Annotated in this window: 19 protein-coding genes; 5 read left to right on the top strand and 14 right to left on the bottom strand. The window is 71.0% G+C overall.

Features of this window, described 5'->3' with window-relative positions; translation table 11 throughout:
- Positions 1 to 2 precede the first annotated feature (2 nt).
- The 4 genes from AC3RJ6_RS15655 to AC3RJ6_RS15670 form a co-directional block, all read right to left on the bottom strand.
- Positions 3 to 5864 (bottom strand): Ig-like domain-containing protein, encoded by a 5862-nt coding sequence (locus tag AC3RJ6_RS15655; protein ID WP_491428029.1) that lies wholly within the window; start codon positions 5862 to 5864, stop codon positions 3 to 5.
- Positions 5864 to 7273 (bottom strand): serine/threonine-protein kinase, encoded by a 1410-nt coding sequence (locus AC3RJ6_RS15660; RefSeq protein ID WP_491428030.1) that lies wholly within the window; start codon positions 7271 to 7273, stop codon positions 5864 to 5866. Before AC3RJ6_RS15660 ends, AC3RJ6_RS15655 begins: the two co-directional genes overlap by 1 nt.
- 98 nt (positions 7274 to 7371) lie before the next feature.
- Positions 7372 to 8208: a PP2C family protein-serine/threonine phosphatase gene (locus tag AC3RJ6_RS15665; RefSeq protein WP_491428031.1), complete on the bottom strand. Its 837-nt coding sequence runs from the start codon at positions 8206 to 8208 to the stop codon at positions 7372 to 7374.
- Positions 8205 to 9179 (bottom strand): FHA domain-containing protein, encoded by a 975-nt coding sequence (locus AC3RJ6_RS15670; protein WP_491428032.1) that lies wholly within the window; start codon positions 9177 to 9179, stop codon positions 8205 to 8207. The genes AC3RJ6_RS15665 and AC3RJ6_RS15670 overlap by 4 nt, the downstream gene beginning before the upstream one ends.
- Positions 9180 to 9316: 137 nt before the next feature.
- On the opposite strand from AC3RJ6_RS15670, the gene AC3RJ6_RS15675 reads away from it, so the two are divergent.
- The gene (locus AC3RJ6_RS15675) at positions 9317 to 9799 is read left to right on the top strand and encodes an Lrp/AsnC family transcriptional regulator (protein WP_491428033.1); all 483 of its coding nucleotides are present in this window, start codon (positions 9317 to 9319) and stop codon (positions 9797 to 9799) included.
- 12 nt (positions 9800 to 9811) lie between these two features.
- Positions 9812 to 11197, top strand: a complete 1386-nt coding sequence (locus AC3RJ6_RS15680) for an aspartate aminotransferase family protein (protein WP_491428034.1) — start codon at positions 9812 to 9814, stop codon at positions 11195 to 11197.
- Positions 11198 to 11267: 70 nt separating this feature from the next.
- Here AC3RJ6_RS15680 and AC3RJ6_RS15685 read toward each other — a convergent pair whose 3' ends face one another.
- A complete protein-coding gene (locus tag AC3RJ6_RS15685) occupies positions 11268 to 12425 on the bottom strand; it encodes a DUF4192 family protein (protein ID WP_491428035.1) in 1158 nt (385 codons plus the stop codon).
- A 177-nt stretch (positions 12426 to 12602) separates the two neighbouring features.
- Here AC3RJ6_RS15685 and AC3RJ6_RS15690 point away from each other — a divergent pair, with 177 nt between their 5' ends.
- From AC3RJ6_RS15690 to AC3RJ6_RS15700, 3 genes are all read left to right on the top strand, one after another.
- Entirely contained in the window at positions 12603 to 13094 is a 492-nt protein-coding gene (locus AC3RJ6_RS15690) for a methylated-DNA--[protein]-cysteine S-methyltransferase (protein ID WP_491428036.1), read from the top strand.
- Complete coding sequence (locus tag AC3RJ6_RS15695) at positions 13091 to 13690, top strand: DNA-3-methyladenine glycosylase I (protein ID WP_491428038.1); 600 nt, start codon at positions 13091 to 13093, stop codon at positions 13688 to 13690. The genes AC3RJ6_RS15690 and AC3RJ6_RS15695 overlap by 4 nt, the downstream gene beginning before the upstream one ends.
- A gap of 176 nt (positions 13691 to 13866) precedes the next feature.
- Entirely contained in the window at positions 13867 to 14682 is an 816-nt protein-coding gene (locus AC3RJ6_RS15700; protein WP_491428039.1) for a M57 family metalloprotease, read from the top strand.
- 112 nt (positions 14683 to 14794) lie between these two features.
- Here the strand turns inward: AC3RJ6_RS15700 and AC3RJ6_RS15705 are convergent, their stop codons facing one another.
- From AC3RJ6_RS15705 to atpE, 9 genes are all read right to left on the bottom strand, one after another.
- Positions 14795 to 15556 (bottom strand): YaaA family protein, encoded by a 762-nt coding sequence (locus AC3RJ6_RS15705; protein ID WP_491428040.1) that lies wholly within the window; start codon positions 15554 to 15556, stop codon positions 14795 to 14797.
- On the bottom strand, positions 15556 to 16128 hold the full coding sequence (locus tag AC3RJ6_RS15710) for a P-loop nucleotide/nucleoside kinase family protein (protein ID WP_491428041.1): 573 nt from the start codon (positions 16126 to 16128) through the stop codon (positions 15556 to 15558). The genes AC3RJ6_RS15705 and AC3RJ6_RS15710 overlap by 1 nt, the downstream gene beginning before the upstream one ends.
- A gap of 10 nt (positions 16129 to 16138) precedes the next feature.
- Positions 16139 to 16399, bottom strand: a complete 261-nt coding sequence (locus AC3RJ6_RS15715) for a F0F1 ATP synthase subunit epsilon (protein WP_491428042.1) — start codon at positions 16397 to 16399, stop codon at positions 16139 to 16141.
- 2 nt (positions 16400 to 16401) lie between these two features.
- A complete protein-coding gene (atpD, locus tag AC3RJ6_RS15720; RefSeq protein WP_491428043.1) occupies positions 16402 to 17856 on the bottom strand; it encodes a F0F1 ATP synthase subunit beta in 1455 nt (484 codons plus the stop codon).
- Positions 17857 to 17878: 22 nt separating this feature from the next.
- The gene (locus AC3RJ6_RS15725; protein WP_491428044.1) at positions 17879 to 18775 is read right to left on the bottom strand and encodes a F0F1 ATP synthase subunit gamma; all 897 of its coding nucleotides are present in this window, start codon (positions 18773 to 18775) and stop codon (positions 17879 to 17881) included.
- A gap of 47 nt (positions 18776 to 18822) precedes the next feature.
- The gene (atpA, locus tag AC3RJ6_RS15730) at positions 18823 to 20463 is read right to left on the bottom strand and encodes a F0F1 ATP synthase subunit alpha (protein ID WP_491428045.1); all 1641 of its coding nucleotides are present in this window, start codon (positions 20461 to 20463) and stop codon (positions 18823 to 18825) included.
- A 92-nt stretch (positions 20464 to 20555) separates the two neighbouring features.
- Positions 20556 to 21350: a F0F1 ATP synthase subunit delta gene (locus AC3RJ6_RS15735; RefSeq protein ID WP_491428047.1), complete on the bottom strand. Its 795-nt coding sequence runs from the start codon at positions 21348 to 21350 to the stop codon at positions 20556 to 20558.
- A 3-nt stretch (positions 21351 to 21353) separates the two neighbouring features.
- On the bottom strand, positions 21354 to 21917 hold the full coding sequence (locus tag AC3RJ6_RS15740) for a F0F1 ATP synthase subunit B (RefSeq protein WP_491428048.1): 564 nt from the start codon (positions 21915 to 21917) through the stop codon (positions 21354 to 21356).
- A gap of 28 nt (positions 21918 to 21945) precedes the next feature.
- Complete coding sequence (gene atpE, locus AC3RJ6_RS15745) at positions 21946 to 22179, bottom strand: ATP synthase F0 subunit C (protein WP_022888426.1); 234 nt, start codon at positions 22177 to 22179, stop codon at positions 21946 to 21948.

The raw sequence follows: 22179 nt of genomic DNA on the forward strand, positions 1-22179 counted from the left end.
CCTCAGTTCTTCGCCTCGTACCGGGCGCTCACGCCGGCGATCCTGACATCCAACCAGACCTGGTCGCCCCGCTCGGCGCCCGTGACCTCGCAGCTCGTGGGGGTCTGCGCGGGGCGCCCCGTCGGGTCGCCGTCGACGCCGCAGCTGAACTCGACCGGCAGGCCCGAGTTGTCGGGCGCATCGGTCCACGACCACACCGAGCGCCGGGCGTCCCACTGGCGGCTCGGCAGGGCGAACGTGAGCGTCGGCGACTCCCCGCCCGGCAGCACGTCGGACCAGCGTCCGCAACTGCCCCACACGGTGCAGCCGCGCACCTGGAAGCGACCCGTCTCGCCGTAGTCGAAGCGCTCGCTGAGGAGCTCTCTGAGCCAGCCCGAGCCGCGGAACTCGCGCTTCGTGCCGGGGATCTGGGTGCCCTGCTCGTCGACGCCGACGATCTCGACCCGCGACGCGGAGACGTCGACGTCGGAGATGTAGCGGTCCCAGATCTCGGGGCCGTTCCACGCCATCTCGCTGTCGACGCCGTCGACGGCGCCGGGCCCGGGTCGCACCACGGTTCCCGCCACCTCGGTGTGGGCGCATCCGGCGCGGTTGTACCCCCACACCACGAACGAGTACCGGGTCGAATCGGCCCCCGTACCCGTGAATCGCAGGCTGGATGTCTCGGGGCCGACGCGGATCGTCTCGGCGACGGTGCCCCCGGCCGACGGCGCGACGACGGTGCCCGGGGCGGGCGAGGTCACCTGGCACGCCTGCGCACCGGTCGGCACCCCCGTGGCCCCGTCCACGAGCCGCTGCACGAAGTAGCCGGCGATGGGGTCGCCGTTCGGCGAGAACGGCGCCCAGGTGACGGTGGCCGCGCCGGCCGCCGCGTCGCCCGCCACGTCGATGGCTCCCGCGACCGGCGGCCCGAAGGGGGTGCCGGCGGTCGTGGCCTCGGTCCACACGGCGAGCGCCGGGTACGCCTCGTTGCGGGCGCTCACGCTCACCGGCACGCGGCTGCCGTTCGCGAGCGCCTGCGAGTCGACGCGGCACTCGCCGGGCGTGCACGCGGCCGCGGCCGTCACCTCGGTCGCGACCCCGCCGACGGTGACGACGTACGAGTGCACGGCGCTGCCCGACCCCGTGCCCACGGGCTTCCAGACGATGCCGAGCCGGCCGTCGAGCGGCAGCGCGACGAGACCGGCGGGCGGCGGCGGGATGACGTCGGACCAGACGGGGCCGGGCGCGACCTGCGGGTCGGAGAAGCCGATGCCGTTGCGTGCGCGGATGCGCACGTCGACCGCGTTGCCCTGGCCGTTGCCCGGCGTCGCGACGGTGCACGTCGTCGCCGCGCACATCGTCGTCGAGAGCGCGTCGCCCGTGGCGGGGTCGACGAGTGCGATCTCGTAGCCGGTGATCGGCGAGTTGTTGAACGCGCCGGCGCCGAACGCGAGGTCGAGGGTGCCGTCGCCGAAGCCCGTCACGCTGGGCCCGATGACCGGTTCGGGGCGATCCTGCACCGAGATCGTCACGGCGCCCCATGCCCGTCGGGACACCTCCCCCGTGGCGTCCTCGACCTGGTATCTCACCGTCGTGTTGATCGGCGGCGCGTCGGCGGCGGCCGTCACCGTGAGGGTCGAACGGTCGTCGCTCGGGGTGACCCGGATGCCCTCGCCGAGGCCGTCGAGGTCGACGGCCACGACCCGGAGGGGGGTCTCGGGGAACGGATTCGTCGCCTCGTCGTTGGCGAGCACGTCGATCCGCGACGTCTGCCCCCGCTTCGCGATCGCGCGGTCGTCGATCGGCCGTGCGAGGGGCTTGGTCGACGGCACGACCTGCAGCTCGATACGACCGCCCGACCCCTCGCCCGACGCGTCCGCGACGCCGACGACGACCGCCGACCGCGATCCGATGGGCGTGTCGGCGCGGGCCGTGATCGTGAGCTCGTCGTCGTCGAGCCGGACGTCGAATCCCTCGGCCTCGGGCGGGAGCACCCGGTACTCGAAGTCCGACCTGCCCGACGCGGTCGTCGGGATCGTGAGCCGGCGCAGGTCGATGGCCTTGGTCTGGCCGGGTTCGAAGGCGATCACCGTGCCGGTGAACGCGGGCGGCTCGTCCTCGTTGGCACGCACCTCGATCGGGATGACGATCGTGCCGGTCCGAGCGTCGGGATCGTCGGGCCCGCCGTCGGTCGCGGTGAACGAGATCGACGCCGGGCCGTCATAGCCGGGCTCGCTGCGGAACCGCAGCGTGTCGCGGTCGACGACGAGCGAGCTGCCGTCGCTGTGCGAGGCGAGCACGCTCGCCTCGTCGGTGATGTGCACGGGCCGGCCGGAGGCGGCGATCACGAAGTCGTCGAGCTCGAGCTCGACCGCCTCGCCGCTCGCGACCTCGACGTCGGGGGCGTCGGCGCGCAGCTGCGGCAGGGCGTCGTCGCGGCCGGGCACCCAGATGAAGGCGTACGCGGTCAGGTCGGGATCTTCGGGGTGGCTCACGACGAACGGCACGACGCGCCGGCGGTCCTCGACGTCGACCCTGATCGAGCCGTCGCGCAGCACCTCGGCTCCGTCGCGGTACCGGCTGACGAGGTCGACGCCCACGTCGTCGACGTCGCCGTCGGCGAGGAAGACGTTGTCGAGCACGGGCACGACGACGGACGTCTCGCCGACGATGTCGGTGAGGCCGAGCACCGTGTCGGATGCCTCGGGGCGAGCGAGCGGCGCGTCCGTCTTCGTGTCGACGTACACCCAGGCCGTGTCCCGGCCGTACGCCTCGTTCTCGATCGAGTAGAACACGCCGAACCTGCCCTCGCCGTCGGGCACCTCGATCTCGATCAGGTCGTCGACGACCCGCGCCTCGACGCCGTCGGGCGGCGTCACCGAGGTGATCGTCAGGTCGCCGCCCGTCGGATCGGAGTCGTTCGCGAGCGCCCGGACCGTGATCGTCCGGCCCGGACGCACGGTCACGAGGTCGTCGACCGCGAGGGGCGGCTCCGGGCGCACCACGCGCGGGGCGATGCCGATGCGGACCGTGCCCTCGGCCCGTTCGCCGAGGGCGTCGATGACCGAGTACGCGAACTCGTCGGTGCCCGCGGCGTAGTCGGTCGCGTGGTAGTCGAGCCAGTCGGGTCCGGTCGCCTCCACGGTGCCGCGCTCGGGGTTCGACTGCTGGCCGAGGAGCTGCACCGAGTCGCCGTCGGGATCGACGCCCGTCAGCGGGATGGGGATGCGGACGGTCTCGCCGGCGATCACGCGCGCGGTCACGGTCTCGGGCACGGGCGGCGTGTTCGTGTCGGGGTCGGCCTCGGCGACCGAGATCGTGACGTCGCCTTCGGCGCGCTGGCCGCCCTCGGTGCTCACTCCGTACCGGGCCCGGTACTCCCCCGCCTGCTCGGGGGCGAAGAAGCGCAGGCGGTCGCCCGAGGCGAAGAGCAGTCCGTCGCCGGGCTTCTCGACGAGGTCGGGTTCGAGCTCGATCGGCAGTCCGTCGGGCTGCTCGTCGTTCGCAAGCACGGGGATGTCGATGACGTCGCCCGTACGCATCGTGATCGCATCGGGCACCGCGACCGGCGCCTGCACCCGCTCGGGATCGGGCACCTCGACGACCGTGACCTCGCCGAGGGCGTCGGCGAGTCCGTTGCTCACGCGATACGCGAGCGTCGTGGATCCGGACTCGAGCGGCGCCGTGAGCGTCACGCGCAGCAGCCGGTGATCGACGACCTCGACCTCGAGCCGCCCGCGGTCCTCGTCGCTCACCTCGGCATCGGTCACGACGAGCACGCCGCCCGTCGGGTCGATGTCGGTCGCGAGCACGTCGACGTCGGCGGGCTGCCCGACGCGCAGAAACGCGGTGTGCGGCACCGTGATCGGCGTGGTGTCCCGATCGGGCGGTGCCTGCACGTCGACGCGGACGAAGCTCGTCACCGGTGTCGATCCGTCGGTGACGGTGTACTCCAGGTAGTGGGTGCCGATCGTCTCGCTCGTGAATCGGAACGTGCCGCCGTCGTAGTCGGCGGTGATGTCCACGTCGGCCTTGGCCGGCACCGCGCTCAACCGCACCCGCCCGCTCCCGCCGCGGACATGGCGCAGCGGGTCGACGACGATCTCGCGGCCGGCGGTCGCGAGCGCGATGAAGGGCTCCGCCTCGAGCGGGACGGCGTCGGCGGGATGCACGTCGACCTCGAGCGAGCCCTCGGTGTCCTGGCGCCCGTCGGAGACGGCGAGACGGACCGTGCGTTCGTCGTCGGCGCTGCCGTCCTCGACGAACACGACTGTGCCGTCGGCCGTCGACGAGACCCGGTCGGGTTCCGCGACGTCGGCGCGGCGCAGGAAGATCGGGTCGCCGTCGGGGTCGACCCAGTCGCCGAGCACGGGGGTCGACACCCGGCCGCGTTCGGCGACGTCGGCGCTGATCGACCGCCGCTGCTCGGGCGGCGCGTTCTCGTCGGGTGCGCGCACCCCGACCTCCACGACGGCCCGGCTCGAGCCCCCGTGACCGTCGTCGACGGCATAGGCGAACCGAACGTCGCCCGCCGCATCGTCGTCGAGCGTGAGCTGGAGCTGCTGCGCGTCGGAGATGACGTCGAGTCGCGCCCAGTCGGGCAGTTCGCCGTCGACGCCGGCGATCGCGAGCACGTCGCCGTTCGGGTCGTAATCGTTGAGCAGCACCGGCAGCACCGTCGTGCGCCCCGGACGGGCGCCGAACGAGTCGTCCTTCGCGACGGGCGGTGTGCGGCGCTTCTCGATCTCGGGGTCGCGGTCGGGATCGTTGCGCTCGACCTCCTCGTCGTCGCGCTCGGTCTTCATGAGACGCTGCCAGTCGTCGATGCGCCGGAACCCGTCGTCGGCGGCCCAGGTGCGCCCGGTCGCGGGATCGTTGAGCACGATCGCCCGGCCGTTCTCGGCGAATCGGAGCTCGTCGCCCGCCGCCCCGAGCTCGACCGTCGCCGCCGATCCGCCGCACGAGCGCCACCCCGATCCGCCCGACCACGCGGCGTACACGCAGCCGCCATGCGTGACCGGCGCGGCCGGACGGCCGTCCGTGCCGGGCACGACGCTGCGCACCGCCCCGCTGTCGAGGTCGACGGCGAGCAGGCCGCCGCGGTGGGCGATCCAGACCTCGTGCCCGTCGTCGGCGGGCGATTGCAGCCGCGGTGCACCCGTCGCATCGATCTCGCCCGACAGGTCGACGGACCGGCCGTCGAGCTCGAGGCGGCGTTCGTCCGCGTCGAACACCGCCCAGCGTCCGCCGACCGAGGTGACCTGCACCTCGTCGCCCGCGGGGAACGGCTCGAGCGACCAGCTCGCGACGACCTGGTCGCCCTCCGTGGCCGCGACCTCTGTGAGATCGCCCGTCAACGGGGCGTAGGCGAACACGAGCCCCGACGGGGCCGCCGAGATGACCGCCCCCGCACCGAAGCTGAGCGCCGGGTCCTCCGCGGCCTCGAAGTCGGCGAACTCGGCGATCGGGCTCGTCCAGAGCTCGCCGCCGGCCGCGACGACGACCCGGTCGCCGGCGAGCGCGAGCAACGAGGCGTTCGGCGGCATGGGCACCGTGTCGGTGAGCGTCGAATCGGCCGCGTCGACGATGCCGACGCTCGACCGGTCGGGGTCGAACACGAGCACGGTCGCCCCGCGCTGCACGATCGACGAACCTCCGCCGGTCTCCACGATCGAGTTGAGCTCGAGCGCCGCGGTCGACGCACGGCCGACCGACTGCAGCCGCTCGTTCGCGACCCAGACGGCGGCGTCGCCGAGTTCGACCCGCTGCGCCGCATACCCGCCGCTCGTCACGGCGATCGTGGCGACGACGCCGACGACGGCCGTGATCGCGCCCGCGGTGATCAGCGCGGACCGATGTCGGCGAGGGATCGCGAAGCGCATCACCCGACCCCTTCGACGTCGACGCACCGCTCGGTGCTCGGCGTGCCCGACCGGCCGTCACGGGTGACGGTCACGCTCGCGCACACGCGATCCCGGCCGCCGGCGTCGACCGACAGGCTCGTCCCGCGCTGGATCGGGGACGCCTCGCCGTCGACCCGCACGAGGTAGGCGTCGCCCGGCCGCAGCCCCGGATCGCTCCAGTCGAAGGTGACCTCGGTGCCGGCGGCAGCACCGCGCAGGTCGGTGACGACGGGAATCGTGCGGGTGTTCTGGAGCACCGTGACGATGCCCGCTCCGACGAGCGCGACGAGCAGCACCGCTGCTATCGAGATGCCCCATGCGAGGCGGCGAGCGGTCGGCGGGGCCGACCGGGCGCGCGAGGCCGTCGTCTCGGCCGATGACGGGTCGGCGGGAAGCCGGGACTGCGACCGTCGCCGCCGGCGCCCGGGATCGATGCCCGAGCGCGCCGGGCTCACCCGGGTGCGCTCGTCGAGGTCGACGGCCGTCGCGAGCGCCCAGTCGTCCATCGCCACCTCGATCGGGGTCTGCGGCAGGCCCAGCTCCTCTTCGACCGATTGCAGGTCGCGGATGAACTCGAGCGCCCCCGACTGGCGCGCCTTCGGCTGCTTGGACATCGACCGCGCGAGCACCGCCTCGAGGCTCGCGGGGACGTCGATGCGCCCGGTGGGGGCGAGCTTCGCCTTGCCGATCCGAGCCGTGATCGCCTGCGGGGAGTTGTCGCCGCCGGGCACTTCGAAGGGACTCCGGCCGGCGAGGAGCGAGTACACCGTCGCACCCAGCGCCCACACCTCGCTCGCGACGGTGCCGCTCGTCTCGTCGCGCAGCACCTCGGGCGCCGACCACGGCACGGAGAGCCCGACCGCCTCGGTGCGCTCCGCCTGCCCGAGGGTCGCCGCGATGCCGAAGTCGCTGAGCACCGGGTGCCCGTACGCGGTCGTGAGGATGTTGGACGGCTTGATGTCGCGGTGGAGCACGCCGGAGCGATGCGCCGTCTCGACCGCGCTCGCGATGCGCACGCCGATCGAGAGCACCTCGCCGAGCGGGAGCTGCACGGCGCGGTAGCGCTGGCCGATCGAGGCCGAGCAGTACTCCATCACGAGATAGGGCCGTCCGTCCGCGGCCACGCTCGCCTGGTACACCGTGAGGATCGACGGGTGCGAGCTGAGCTGGGCCATGAGGTTCGCCTCGGCCTGGAACATCTGCCGGAGGTCGTCGTTGACGACCCCCGCGAGCAGCACCTTCACGGCGACGAGCCGGCGCGGCATGTTCTGCTCGTAGAGGAACACGTCGGCGAACCCGCCCGAACCGAGCACGCGGATGAACTCGAACCCGGGGAGGGTCGGCGGGGTGGACGGCAGTCGTCGCGACACGTTCCTCCCAGGGCTCATCGGCCAGTGCTCTTCGGGACGGCTCGGCAGGGTCTCGGTGCCGACGTGGGCCCGCTGACCCCCATTGTAGGTCGCGCCGGCGGCGCCGACGCGGGGCCTCAGGCCCGCGCGATCTCGCCGTTCTCGTCGTCGTGGTCGTCGGGCTCCGGCTCGGCCGGCACGACCTTCACGACGTCGATCACGACGACCGTCACGTTGTCGCGGCCGCCGTTGCCGAGCGCGGCGTCGACGAGCTGGTTCGCCGCCCGGTCGGCCTTCGGGTTCGCGACGAGGAAGTGGCGGATGCCGTACGACGTCAGCTCCTTCGTGAGGCCGTCGGAGCAGACGAGCAGCCGCATGCCCTCTTCGACGGCGATCGCACGGTAGTCGGGGATCGGCGCCTCGTGGAAGCCGACCGCACGCGTGATGACGTTCGAGTGCGGGTGGGTGTCGGCCTCTTCGCGCGTGATCTGGCCGGCGTCGACGAGCTCCTGCACGATCGAGTGGTCGACCGTGAGCTGCTCGAGCACGCCGCCGACGAGCCGGTAGACCCGCGAGTCGCCGATGTTGAACACGATCCAGGCGGGCTCGCCCGAGATCATGCCGAGCGCGGCGCCCGTCACGGTCGTTCCGCTGCCCTCGTCGGTGACCCCGGCACCCCGCCCCATGTCCTGCACGGCGCGGTGCAGCGACGCGTCGATCTCGGCCGTGCCGATGACGGGCTTGCCGCCGTGCTCGGCGAGCCGGGTCACGACGGCGGCGCTCGCGAAGTCGCCCGCTGCGTGCCCGCCCATGCCGTCGGCGACCGCGAAGACGGGAGCCTGGGCGACGAAGCTGTCTTCGTTGACCTCGCGCCGCAGGCCGGTGTCGGTGATGGCGGCCCACGCGAGCGTGATCTCGGTGCCGTCGGGCAGCGAGACCCGATGGCGCGCGTTGCCGTTGCCTATCTGCGTCACGTGTCCGGCCTGTCTCGCGTCGGGTGATCGGCTCCTGGGGGTGGGAGGATCTCGATGATCGTATCGTCTCCGAGATCGAGGCTCATGCCCGGCACGACGACGATCGACTCCCCCGCACGCAGGCGCCGCGGCGCCCGGGCCCCGATGACGGTCGTGCCGTTCGTCGAGCGCAGGTCGCTCGCGACGAGCCGTGCCCCCTCGACCCGGAGCTCGAGGTGGGTCGAGGAGACGATCCGGCCGGGCGAGTCGACGGCGATGAGGCGCGGGGCGCCGTTCGCACCTGGGATGCGCGGCGCCCCCGGCCTCCGGCCGATGAGCACCGACCCCTCGGGCACGAACGGCTCGCCTCCGGCGATGCGGACGAGCGGCAGCGGCGAGGTCGTGGCGGGGCTCTCGAGGTCGGGTTCGTCCGTCGCACCGCCCGGAGCCGCGAGCACCGTGTCGTCGTCGAGCGCCGGGCCGACGTCCCCCGGTTCCGTGCCGCCCTCGCCGGCGGCCACGGGCAGCCATTCGACGGCCGATGCGCGCAGGCTCGCCCTCGCATGCACGATGCGCGTACCGCCCGTCACGGGCGCGAGGGGGGATGCCTCGCCCGTGAGCCGCACGCCCGACACGTCGTGGAACTCCGCCAGGTGCCACGGCCTGATGCCGCGCGCGTCGAAACGCCGGCTGCCCCCCGGCGACTCGAGGTCGACGACCGCGCGTCCGCGCGCGACCGCGGTCACCTCGCCGGGCTCGTCGTCGGGCCACCAGACGAGCGCGAAATCGCGATCGTCGGCGTCGAGGCGGGCGGGGATCTTCGCGACGAGCTGCTCGAGCCCGAGCGCGCGATCGCCCGCGACGGACGCGAGCCCCGCGAGCACCTCGTCGGGTGCGGGCGCCGCGAGGATCACGATGAAGCGCTCGCCGACGATCGCGTCCCAGGCATCGGCGCCCGGGATCGCGTGGCTCGACACCGTCCCTCGTGGCATGTCGTCCAGTCTTCCACGAGCAGCCCGAACCCGAAATGCTCAGCGAAGACGCAACTTGACCATGGAATCAGTTGTGAATGGCACCACATCCTACGGAATCACTTGCCAGCGGCATTCTTCACTGTCACAATCGAGCCATGACGAACGCAGGTCGTTCCAACGGGCATCGACCCGTGCAGCTCGACGAGGTGTCGAAGGCGATCATCGAGCAGCTGCAGGCCGATGGCCGCCGGTCGTACGCCGACATCGGCAAGGCGGTGGGCCTCTCCGAGGCCGCCGTGCGCCAGCGCGTGCAGCGACTGACCGAGTCCGGCGTGATGCAGATCGTCGCGGTCACCGACCCGATGCAGCTCGGTTTCACCCGGCAGGCGATGATCGGCATCCGCGCCTCCGGCGACACGCGGGTGCTGGCCGAGCAGTTGGCCGACATCCCCGAGATCGACTACGTCGTGCTCACCGCGGGCAGCTTCGACCTGCTCGCCGAGGTGGTCTGCGAGAACGACGAGGAGCTCATCTCCCTGTTGAACGCGCGCATCCGCAGCCTCGACGGCGTGCACGCGACCGAGACGTTCGTCTACCTCAAGCTCCAGAAGCAGTTCTACAACTGGGGCACTCGCTAAGAAGGGAAGATCATGACCGACACGGTCTACGACAACGCTGCACTGCAGCAACAGGCGAAGGACCATCTCTGGATGCACTTCGCCCGGCAGTCCACGATGGAGACCTCGGGCGTGCCGATCATCACCCGTGGCGAGGGCCACCGCGTCTTCGACATCAACGGCAAGAGCTACATCGACGGGCTCGCCGGCCTCTTCGTCGTGAACGCCGGCCACGGCCGCAAGCGGCTCGCCCAGGCCGGTGCCAAGCAGGCCGAGGAGCTCGCGTTCTTCCCGATCTGGTCGTACGCCCACCCGAAGGCGATCGAGCTCGCCGACCGCCTCGCCGACTACGCGCCCGGCGACCTCAACCACGTGTTCTTCTCCACCGGCGGCGGCGAGGCGGTCGAGACCGCCTACAAGCTCGCGAAGAACTACTGGAAGCTCATGGGCAAGCCGACCAAGTACAAGGTCATCTCGCGCGCCCTCGCCTACCACGGCACCCCCCAGGGCGCGCTCGCCGTGACCGGCCTGCCGATCAAGGCGCCGTTCGAGCCGATCACGCCCGGCGGCCTCCGCGTACCGAACACGAACTTCTACCGCGCCGCCGACATGGGCGCACCGACCGAGAGCGAAGAGGCGTTCGGCATCTGGGCGGCGAACCGCATCGAGGAGCAGATCCTCATGGAGGACCCCGACACCGTCGCGGCCGTCTTCCTCGAGCCGGTGCAGAACTCGGGCGGCTGCTTCCCGCCGCCCCCCGGCTACTTCCAGCGCGTCCGCGAGATCTGCGACAAGTACGACGTGCTGCTCGTCTCCGACGAGGTCATCTGCGCGTTCGGCCGCATCGGCCACATGTTCGCGTGCGACGAGTACGGCTACGTGCCCGACATGATCACCTGTGCGAAGGCCATGACCTCGGGCTACGCCCCGATGGGCGCGACGATCATCAACGAGCGCGTCTACGAGCCGTTCTCGAAGGGCGACACGACCTTCTACCACGGCTACACCTGGGCGGGCCACCCCGTCTCGGCAGCCGTCGCGCTCGAGAACCTCGACATCTTCGAGGAGGAGCACCTGCTCGAGCACGTGCGCGAGAACTCGCCGCTCTTCCGCGCCGAGCTCGAGAAGCTCAGCGACCTGCCGATCGTCGGCGACGTGCGCGGTGCGGGCTACTTCTTCGCCGTGGAACTCGTGAAGGACAAGGCGACGCGCGAGACGTTCAACGAGGACGAGTCGGAGCGCCTGCTCCGCGGCTTCCTCTCGACGGCGCTGTTCGATGCGGGGCTGTACTGCCGCGCCGACGACCGCGGCGACCCCGTGATCCAGCTCTCGCCGCCGCTCACGATCGGCGTGCCCGAGTTCCAGGAGATCGAGCAGATCCTGCGGAGCGTGCTCACCGAGGCATCCAACCGCCTCTGATCGCACCGCGGTTCCCCGAACCCGGTGCCGGCTCGTCACGAGCCGGCACCGGGTTCGTCGTCTCCGGCACTCACCGCTCGCCCACGCCGTCGGGGCGGTGGAACGCCCAGTCGGGAAGCGCGCCGCTGCCGAGGTACTGCTCGAGCAGGCTCGCCATCGTGCAGCCCGCGTCGTCGGCGAGCGCCAGGTCGAGCAGGGCCCCCGCCGCCGAGCCTCGACCGAGGGCCCAGCAGAGCCAGGCGCTGATGCAGAGCGGTCCCGAGCGACGGCCGGGCGGCGCATCGGCGACCGCCGCGCGCACCACGTCGAGGCCTCGCTCGAGGCGGTCTCGATCGGGGCGCAGGCTCGTGCGGCCGAGCATGAGCCGCGAGAGGAACTCGCTCACGCCGAGGCCCGCAGCGTCGGCCGCGAGCTCGCGTCGTACGAGCGCGTCGACCGACTCGCCCTGCGACTCGGCGCGCTCGGCCAGGTCGACGGCGTCGTCGTGGGCGGCTGCGCCGACGACCGGGCCGAAGCCGAACTGCAGCATCATGCCGTCGCGGAACACCGGGCGCGAGGCGAGGTGCAGGAACCAGGCCCGCCGGAGCGCCGACGGCTCCTCCGCCGAGAGCAGTCGTTCGACGAGCTCGACCGGGTCGACGTCGTCGCCCAGCGCCCGGAAGACGGCGTCGCCCGCGTCGGCCCGCTCGATCCGCCGCAGCTCCCGCCGGATCGCCCGGGCACGCCGCTCGTCGGACTCGGGGATCCGGGCCGAGGCCGTCGGCGAATCGGCCGGTTCGTCGAGACCCGGGCCGGGCAGCCGGGGCCCGACCAGGTCGTCGAGCGGCCGGCCGCCGGGCGGGAGCTCGGCGTCGAGGTACGACCCCCAGCCGTCGCGCGCGACGCACAGGGCGTCGCGGAGGTCGAAGCCCGCCTCGCCCGCGCGGCGACGGAGCAGGTCGACGAGTCGACGTTCGGGCGCATCGCCCCGCTCGGCGAACGTCGCGTCGCAGTACACGACCGGCGCGATCGCGTCGACGCCGGGCATCCGGCAGAGCGTCGAGACGATCGCGGCGACGAGCGCGCTCCGGTCTCGAGCGCGCCGCGGCAGGTCGTGCCGGAGCACGCCGACCGTTCGCCGGCCGTCGAACGCGACGCAGACGATCGAGCGCGTGGGGTGGAATCCCGCGATGGACGGCACGAGGGCGAGGAACTCTTGCGCCGAACCGGCGCGGATGATCGTGGTCATGACCCGACCCTGGCCGCCCGGGAGGGCCGAATCCGCCCGTGCGACGTTCGGTGCGATGCGGTTCGCCTGTGGAGAGCGGCCGGCCCACTCCTCCTCGACAGGCGACGTCATCGGAGGATGCTCCCACGTGTCCGAATCCCGCGAGCCGATGACGGAGGCCGCGGCTACGCTCGACGCATGACCAACGACCATCTCATCCGCCTCGACAGCCCGATCGGCCGACTCGAGGTCGTCGCCGACGATGACGCCGTCACCGCGCTCTCGATCGAGCACGACGGCGCACTCCCCCACGACGGCGAGCCCGAGCGCAGCAACGCCGTGCTCGAACAGGCGCGGGTCGAGCTCGGCGAGTACTTCGCCGGTACCCGCACGGGCTTCGACGTGCCCGTCCGCTGGCACGGCACGCCGTTCCAGGAGTCGGTGTGGCGAGAGCTCTCCCGACTCGGCTGGGGCGAGGCGACCTCGTACGCGTCGCTCGCCGCCGCCGTCGGCCGCCCGAAGGCCTCCCGTGCGATCGGTGGCGCGGTCGGCGCGAACCCCGTCCCGATCCTCGTGGGCTGCCACCGCGTGCTCGCCTCCGACGGCCGCATCACAGGATATTCAGCCGGCCAGGGCATCCCCACCAAGCTCTGGCTGCTCGGCCACGAGCAGATCGGCTTCGCCGCGTGAGCGTGGTCCCCCGGCCCGACGTCGTCATCGGCGACGACGGCCGCGCACGTTGCGCCTGGGGTGCGAGCGACCCCGAGTACCGGCGCTACCACGACGAGGAGTGGGGTACGCCCCAGCACGACCCAGTGCGCCTCTACGAGAAGGTCTGCCTCGAGGGCTTCCAGGCCGGACTCTCGTGGATCACGATCCTGCGCCGCCGCGAGGCGTTCCGCGAGGTCTTCCACGGGTTCGACCCGGTACGCGTGGCCGAGATGACCGACGACGACGTGGAGCGCCTCCTCGGGGACGCCCGCATCATCCGTCACCGCGGCAAGATCCGCGCGACGATCACGAACGCGCGCGCCGCTCTCGCGCTCGAGCGCCCGCTCGACGAGTTGCTCTGGGGGTTCGCACCGCCTCCCCGAGCGACGCCGCCGGCCTCGTTCGCCGAGGTCCCGGCGACGACGTCCGAGTCGGTCGCGATGAGCCGCGAACTCCGTCGCCGCGGCTTCGCCTTCGTCGGACCGACGACGATGTACGCACTCATGCAGGCCGCCGGAATGGTCGACGACCACGTCGCCGGTTGCCACCGCGCGAGGCATCATAGCGACACCTGAATCAGGTGTACAGAGCGCAGAATGCGCCTCCGGATCTGCTTGACACCGCCAATTCGCACAGGCTACGTTGAGCCCACTTCGGGGGACGACGGGACGGGCAACGACGCCCGTCCCGCGGATCCGAGTCCGCTCGCCGATCCGGTGGGCGGTGATCGCTCATTCAGAAGGAGCACTGCATGCGATTCACGAGAACACTCGCGCTCGCCGCCACCGCGGCAGCCGCGCTCACCGTCGGCACGGTCATCCCGGCTGCCGGCGCGACCCCGGTCGATGACTCCGCCGTTCCCTCCTACCAGGAGTTCGCGGCTTCGACCTATCGCGACGTGGACGGCGGCTACGTCGTCAACGGCGACGAGCTGATCTCGAACCAGGGCGGCCTCCAGTCGTTCTACGACGTGCTCGTCGGTCCCGAGACGCCGACCGACGGACTCATCGTCAACACCGTCAACGGCGCCGACGACAAGTGGTCGGCCTCGCAGGTCGGCAACCTCACGTACTGCGTCAGCACGAAGTTCGGCACGCGTCACGACGACGTCGTCGCGGCGATGGCCGGCGGGGCCGGCCTCTGGGAGGCCGCGTCGTCGAAGGTGAACTTCGTGTACGTGCCCAGCGCCGACGGCCAGTGCACGACGCGCAACAAGGCGGTCCTCTTCTCGGTCGAGCCGGTGCAGACCTCGCAGTACATCGCGCGCGCGTTCTTCCCGAGTTCACCCGACCGCCAGCAGAACGTGCTCATCGACGACTCGATCTGGAGCTCGGGCTCGTGGACGCCGACCAACATCCTGGGCCACGAGCTCGGTCACACCCTCGGCTTCCGGCACGAGCACACGCGCCCCGAGTCGGGCACGTGCTTCGAGGACAACAACTGGCGCCCGCTGACGCCGTACGACTCGGCCTCGATCATGCACTACCCGCAGTGCAACGGCTCGTCCGACGACCTGTCGATGACGAGCAGCGACCGTGCGGGCGTCGTCGCCCTCTACGGCAACTGAGACGCCGTCGGTCTGAGCTCTCCCTCAGAACCCGCTGGGCCCGGTCGGCTTCGACCGGGCCCAGCGGTCCGTCCACGAGACGACGCTGGCGTCGCGTCTCCCGGCCGGCGACTCAGGCGACGAGCTCGACCTCCCGCGGCGACGCCCCGCTGCGCTGCTCGCCGAGTCGCATCGAGAAGCCGGCGGTGCCGGCCCAGTCGACGAGGTCGTCGACCGTCTCGAGTTCGGGTCGCCGCTCGAGCACCGCCCGCGTGAAGCGGCCCTTGGCCTGCTTGTTGAAGTGGTTGAGGGCGCGCTTGCGGCCATCGCCGTCGATCGAGACGACGCGCACGTACACGCTGTCAGCGCGGCCCGGCGCCGGACCGAGCTCTGCGTAGCCCTCCGACCGGAGATCGACGATCAGGCCGGGCTCGCGGTCGAGCACGTCCGCGAGGTGATCGCGCCAGAACGCCTTGAGTCGTACGCCGGGCACCCGCGAGTCGTGCGAGAGCCGGTAGGCGGGGATCGGGTCGAGCGCACCGACGAGCCCGAAGAGCGCGGAGTGCACGAGCACCGTCCGGCCGGCGAACTCCCGGGCCGCGTCGTCGAGCGAGGGCGCGTCGAGGGCGTCGAAGAGCACGCCCGTGTAGCGGTCGATCGCCGCCATCGTGGGTGCCGTGGTGAGTTCGCGATTGCGCGCGACCTCGGCGGCCTGGCGCGGACCGAGCTTGAGGGCCCGCATCATCGCGTCGTGATCGCCCGCGAGGTCGACGACCGCACCGGTCAGCTGCTCGCGCGGTGCGCGAAGACCGTCGAACGAGAGCGCGTCGATCGACAACGGCCCGCCTGAGCCGCCGTCGCGCTTGGTCTCGGACGGCGGGAGGAGCAGCAGCACTACGAGCCGATGAAGGCGAGCGCGGCGTCGACGTTCGTGCCGAGCGACTCGACGCTGTCGATCGTGACGCGGGGCAGCGCCGACGAGGGTCCGGTCCACGCCGCGTAGCCCTCGAGGCTCTGCTCGACGGCACGCCAAGTCGTCTCCTCGAGGTGCGGCAGGCCGCGCTCGCGCTTCTCGAGTCGGGCCCGATGCAGCGCCTCGTCGGAGCAGACGACCTCGATCACCCGGAGCCGGGCATCGGTGCGCGCGGCGAGATCGCGCCACTGCAGGCGCGCGGCCTCGGCGGCGTTCACCGCGTCGACGATGACCGTGCGGCCGGAGTCGAGCTCCTTCTCGGCGATCTCCTCGGCGACGAGATACGCGGCCAGGCCGGTCGGCTGGTCGGCGTCGATGCCCGCCTTGAGGATGGCCGACTCGATCGGGTCGACCGACACGACCGTGGCGCCGAGGCGGGCGCCGACGATCTGCGCGATCGTCGACTTGCCCGCGCCCGGCAGCCCGGCCATGACGATGAGCTGGGTGACGCTCAGGTCACCGAACTGGCGGTCGAACGGCTGCTCCCCCGGCATCCGTTCCCCCTCAGGCGAGGTCGGCGCGGGACGCGACGACCTGCACCTGATCGGACTGGACCGAGAGGAAGCCGTCCTCGGCGGAGGCGGTGATCTTCTCACCGCCCGGCAGGGTGACGCGCACCTCGCCGCTCGCGAGGATCGCGAGCATCGGCTCGTGCCCCGGGAGGATGCCGATCTCGCCTTCGACGGTCTTCGCGACCACCATGGCGGCCTCGCCCGACCACACTTCGCGGTCGGCCGAGACGACGCTCACATTGAGGGCGGCCATGCTCAGCCGTTCTCCTTCTGGATCTGCGCCCACTTCTCCTCCACGTCGGAGATCGGGCCGACGTTGAAGAACGCCTGCTCCGCGACGTGGTCGAAGTCACCGCGGGCGATCGCGTCGAACGACTCGATCGTGTCCTTGAGCGGCACGGTCGAACCCTCGACACCCGTGAACTTCTTCGCCATGTAGGTGTTCTGCGAGAGGAACTGCTGGATGCGGCGCGCGCGGGCCACGGTGATCTTGTCCTCTTCGGAGAGCTCGTCGACACCGAGGATCGCGATGATCTCCTGCAGCTCCTTGTTCTTCTGGAGGATCTGCTTGACCGTGGTCGCGACGCGGTAGTGGTCGGCGCCCAGGTACCGCGGGTCCATGATGCGCGACGTCGAGGTCAGCGGGTCGATCGCGGGGTACAGACCCTTCGAGGCGATCTCACGCGAGAGCTCGGTCGTCGCGTCGAGGTGGGCGAACGTGGTGGCCGGCGCCGGGTCGGTGTAGTCGTCGGCGGGCACGTAGATCGCCTGCAGCGAGGTGATCGAGTGACCACGGGTCGAGGTGATGCGCTCCTGCAGGATGCCCATCTCGTCCGCGAGGTTCGGCTGGTAGCCCACGGCGGACGGCATGCGGCCGAGCAGGGTCGACACCTCGGAGCCCGCCTGCGTGAAGCGGAAGATGTTGTCGATGAAGAGGAGCACGTCCTGCTTCTGGACGTCGCGGAAGTACTCGGCCATGGTGAGGGCCGAGAGGGCGACGCGCAGACGCGTCCCCGGCGGCTCGTCCATCTGGCCGAAGACGAGGGCGGTCTTGTCGAAGACGCCCGCCTCCTCCATCTCGTGGATGAGGTCGTTGCCCTCACGCGTGCGCTCGCCGACGCCGGCGAACACCGACACACCGCCGTGGTCCTGCGCGACGCGCTGGATCATCTCCTGAATGAGGACGGTCTTGCCGACGCCCGCGCCACCGAAGAGGCCGATCTTTCCACCCTGCACGTACGGGGTGAGGAGGTCGATCGACTTGATGCCGGTCTCGAAGAGCTGCGTCTTCGACTCGAGCTGGTCGAAGGCCGGGGGCTTGCGGTGGATCGGCCAGCGCTCGGTGACCTCGATGGTCTCGCCGGGCTCGAGGTTCAGCACCTCGCCGATCACGTTGAAGACCTTGCCCTTGGTGACGTCGCCGACGGGCACCGAGATCGGGGCTCCGGTGTCGCGCACCTCCTGGCCGCGGACGAGGCCGTCGGTCGGCTTGAGGGCGATGGCGCGCACGACGTCGTCGCCGAGGTGCTGGGCGACCTCGAGCGTCAGCGTCGAAGTCTCACCGCCGATGGTGACCTCGGTCTGGAGGGCGTTGTAGATGTCGGGGATCGAGTCGTGCGGGAACTCGATGTCGACGACGGGGCCGGTCACTCGGGCGATGCGGCCGACGGCGACGGCCTGGTCAGCGACCATGTCGATGGTGTCAGTCATTCTGCTCACTCTTTCTGGATTGCTACTTGGCGGCGACGAGCGCGTCCGCGCCGCCCACGATCTCGGAGATCTGCTGCGTGATCTCGGCCTGGCGCGCGTTGTTCGCCAGGCGGGTGTAGTCGGTGATGAGCTTGTCGGCGTTGTCGGAGGCCGACTTCATCGCCTTCTGCGTCGCCGCGTGCTTGGCGGCGGCCGACTGCAGGAGTGCGTTGAAGATGCGGCTCTCGATGTACACCGGAAGCAGGCCGTCGAGCACGGTCTCGACGTCGGGCTCGAACTCGTACAGCGGCTGCACGGTCGAGTCGGGCTCTTCGACGCCTTCGACGACCTCGAGCGGCAGGAGGCGCACGACCGTGGGGGTCTGCGTCATCATGCTGACGAAGGTGTTGTAGACGACGTGGATCTCGTCGACGCCGCCGTCCGCCGCGTCACGCAGGAACGACTCGAGCACCGCGTCGGCGATCTCCTTCGCGAGCTCGAACTCGGGGTTCTCGCTCTGGCCGACCCAGTCCTGCTCGAACTCGCGGTGGCGGAACTGGAAGTACCCGACCGCCTTGCGTCCGACGAGGAAGTACACGACCTCCTTGCCCTGCGAGCGGAGGAGCTCGGCGAGCTCCTCCGCCTCGCGCAGGACCTGCGAGTTGAACGCACCGGCGAGGCCGCGGTCGCTCGTGAGGATCACGATCGCCGCGCGCTCGATCTTCTCGGGCTCGGTCGTCAGCACGTGGTCGACGTTCGAGTACGTCGCCACGGCCGAGACGGCACGCGTGATCGCCCGCGAGTACGGCGTCGAAGCCGCCACCCTCGCCTGCGCCTTCTGGATGCGCGAGGCGGCGATGAGCTCCATCGCCTTGGTGATCTTCTTCGTCGTCTGGGCAGACTTGATCTTCTGCCGGTAGACCCGAAGTTGCGCTCCCATGTCTCTCCTGTATCCCTACGTCAGTGGTTCAGTTCGCCCGGATCGCCTCAGCGACGACCCTTGACGATCTTCTCCTGGTTGACGTCTTCGGCGGCGATGGCCTCGAACTGCTCGGACCCGACCGAGGCGAGCGGCTTGCCCTCGCCGGTCTGGAACTCGCTCTTGAAGGTCCCGACCGACGACTCGAGCTTCGAGATGGTCTCGTCCTCGAGCTTGTTGGTCTCGCGCAGCACGTCGAGCACGTCGGTGTTGCGGCGCAGGTAGTCGAGGAACTCCGCCTCGAAGCGCAGGATGTCCTCGACCGGGACCTCGTCGAGGTGTCCCTTCGTGCCGGCCCAGATCGAGACGACCTGGTCCTCGACGGGGTACGGCGAGTACTGCGGCTGCTTGAGCAGCTCGGTCAGGCGCGCGCCGCGGGCGAGCTGGCGACGGCTCGCGGCGTCGAGGTCGGACGCGAACATCGCGAACGCCTCGAGCGACCGGTACTGGGCCAGCTCGAGCTTCAGCGTGCCCGACACCGACTTGATCGACTTGACCTGCGCGTCACCGCCGACTCGCGAGACCGAGATGCCGACGTCGACGGCCGGGCGCTGGTTCGCGTTGAAGAGGTCGGACTGGAGGAAGATCTGGCCGTCGGTGATCGAGATCACGTTGGTCGGGATGTACGCCGAGACGTCGTTCGCCTTCGTCTCGATGATCGGGAGACCCGTCATCGAGCCCGCGCCGAGCTCGTCGGAGAGCTTCGCGCAACGCTCGAGGAGGCGCGAGTGCAGGTAGAAGACGTCGCCGGGGTACGCCTCGCGGCCCGGCGGGCGGCGGAGGAGGAGCGAAACGGCACGGTAGGCCTCGGCCTGCTTCGACAGGTCGTCGAAGATGATGAGGACGTGCTTGGAGTCGTACATCCAGTGCTGGCCGATGGCCGAGCCGGTGTACGGCGCGAGGTACTTGAAGCCGGCCGGGTCGGAGGCCGGAGCGGCGACGATGGTGGTGTACTCCATCGCGCCGGCGTCTTCGAGGGCGCCCTTCACCGAGGCGATGGTCGAACCCTTCTGGCCGATCGCGACGTAGATGCAGCGGACCTGCTTGTTCGGGTCGCCCGAGTCCCAGTTCGCCTTCTGGTTGATGATCGTGTCGATCGCGATCGCGGTCTTGCCGGTCTGGCGGTCGCCGATGATGAGCTGGCGCTGGCCGCGGCCGACGGGGATCATGGCGTCGATCGCCTTGATGCCGGTCTGGAGCGGCTCGTGCACGCTCTTGCGCTGCATGACGCCGGGCGCCTGGAGCTCGAGCGCACGACGACCCTCGATGCCGGTGATCTCGCCGAGGCCGTCGATCGGGTTGCCGAGCGGGTCGACGACGCGGCCGAGGTAGCCCTCGCCGACGGGCACCGAGAGGACCTCGCCCGTGCGGGTCACCTCCATGCCCTCTTCGATGCCGGTGAACTCGCCGAGCACGACGACGCCGATCTCGTCTTCCTCGAGGTTCAGCGCGAGGCCGAGCGTGCCGTCCGCGAAGCGGACGAGCTCGTTCGCCATGACCGACGGGAGCCCGCCGACGTGGGCGATGCCGTCGGCGGCGTCGGTGACGTATCCGACCTCGGTCTTCTGCGCCTGGCCCGGCTCGTACGACGAGACGAACTCCGAGAGAGCCGAACGGATCTCGTCGGGGCTGATGGAGAGTTCTGCCATTGCCATTTCCTTTTCTGGGCCGGGCGTCAGGTGCCCCGGTTGCAGCTTCTATGTGTGGCGGCGCTGAACGCCGGTCGTGGTGTCAACCGGCGTCAGCCGGCAAGCTTCTGCCTCAGCGAGCCGAGGCGGCTGGCGACGCTGCCGTCGATGACGTCGTCGCCGATCTGGATGCGGACTCCGCCGATGAGGGCGGGGTCGACGATCGTGTCGAAGCGGATGGGCCGCCCGGCCTGCGCCGCGAGGCCCTGCTCGAGCCGGCCGAGCTGGTCGGCCGAGAGCGGGATCGCGCTCGTCACGGTCGCGACGTCGAAGCCGCGCTGGTCGGCCACGACGGATGCCGCGTGCCGCAGCGCCTCGCCGATGCGACGGCCGCGGGGCTGTTCGACGATGTGGCGCACGATCGCGACGGTCTGCGGCGCAGCCTTGCCGCCGAGCAGGCGGTCGACGAGCTTCACCTTCGCCTCGGTCGCGCTGAGCTTCGAGCCGAGCGCGAGCTCGAGCTCGGAGTCGCTCGCGACCGTGCGGTCGAATGCGAAGAGCTCGGCGTCGATGTCGACGCCCTTCGCGGCGGAGTCGGCCGCGACGCGGTAACCGAGGTCTTCGATGCCGGCGAGGAAGTCCTCGCCCGACGACCAGCGACGCGTCGCGGCGGTGACGAGCAGCGCGACCGACTCGGCCGGCAGCTGCTGCCCGAAGACGCGCTCGACGAGCGTGCGCTTCTGCGCGACGTCGGCCTCGGCGTCGGTGAGCGCCGTTCGCAGCTGCGCAGACGCACCGATCACCCGGCCGGCGGCGAGGAGGCCCTCGGCGACGGGAAGTTCGGCCCGGCCGAGCTCGGCGAGCGCAGCCCGCGACCCGGCCAGGGCCTCTCTCGTAGCGCTACCCATGGGTTACTTCTTCCCTCCGGCGGCGGCCTCGGAGGCCTCCAGGTCGGCGAGGAAGCGATCGACGACGGCCGTCGCCTTCGCGTCGTCGGAGAGCGACTCGCCGATGACGCCCGATGCCAGGTCGATCGCCAGCGTGCCGACCTCGGAGCGGAGCGAGACGAGCGCGCTCTGGCGCTCGGCCTCGATCTGCGCCTGGGCGCTCGCGGTGACCCGCGCGGCCTCGGCCACGGCGGTGTCCTTCGCCTCGGCGACGATCTTCTTGCCGTCCTCGCGGGCGGTCTCGCGGATGCGACCCGCCTCGGTGCGCGCGTCGGCGAGCTGGGCGGTGTACTCCTCGAGGGCCGCCTCGGCCTTGCGCTGGGCCTCGTCGGCCTTCGCGATGTTGCCTTCGATCGCCTCAGCACGCTCGTCGAGCAGCTTCTGGACGCGCGGCAGCACGTACTTCCAGAAGAAGAAGAGGATGATGACGAAGCAGACCGTCGACCAGAGGATGTCGTACAGCTCCGGGATGACCGGGCTGTGCGTCTCGCCACCCTCGGTTGCAGCGCTCAGTACTGCATGAAGCACATTGGCCTCCTCAGTTGCGGCGGTTGGATCAGACGAAGATGAAGTAGGTCGCGATACCGATGAAGGCGAGCGCCTCGGTGAAGGCGATACCGATCCACATCAGAACCTGCAGGCGGCCGGCGAGCTCGGGCTGGCGGGCCACGCCCTCGATCGTCTTGCCGACGACGATGCCGACGCCGATGGCCGGGCCGATCGCCGCGAGGCCGTAGCCGACCGTCGCGATGTTGCCGTTGATCTCGGCGAGAACGGTGGTTGCGTCCAC

This window comes from Agromyces cucurbitae, from assembly GCF_058349945.1.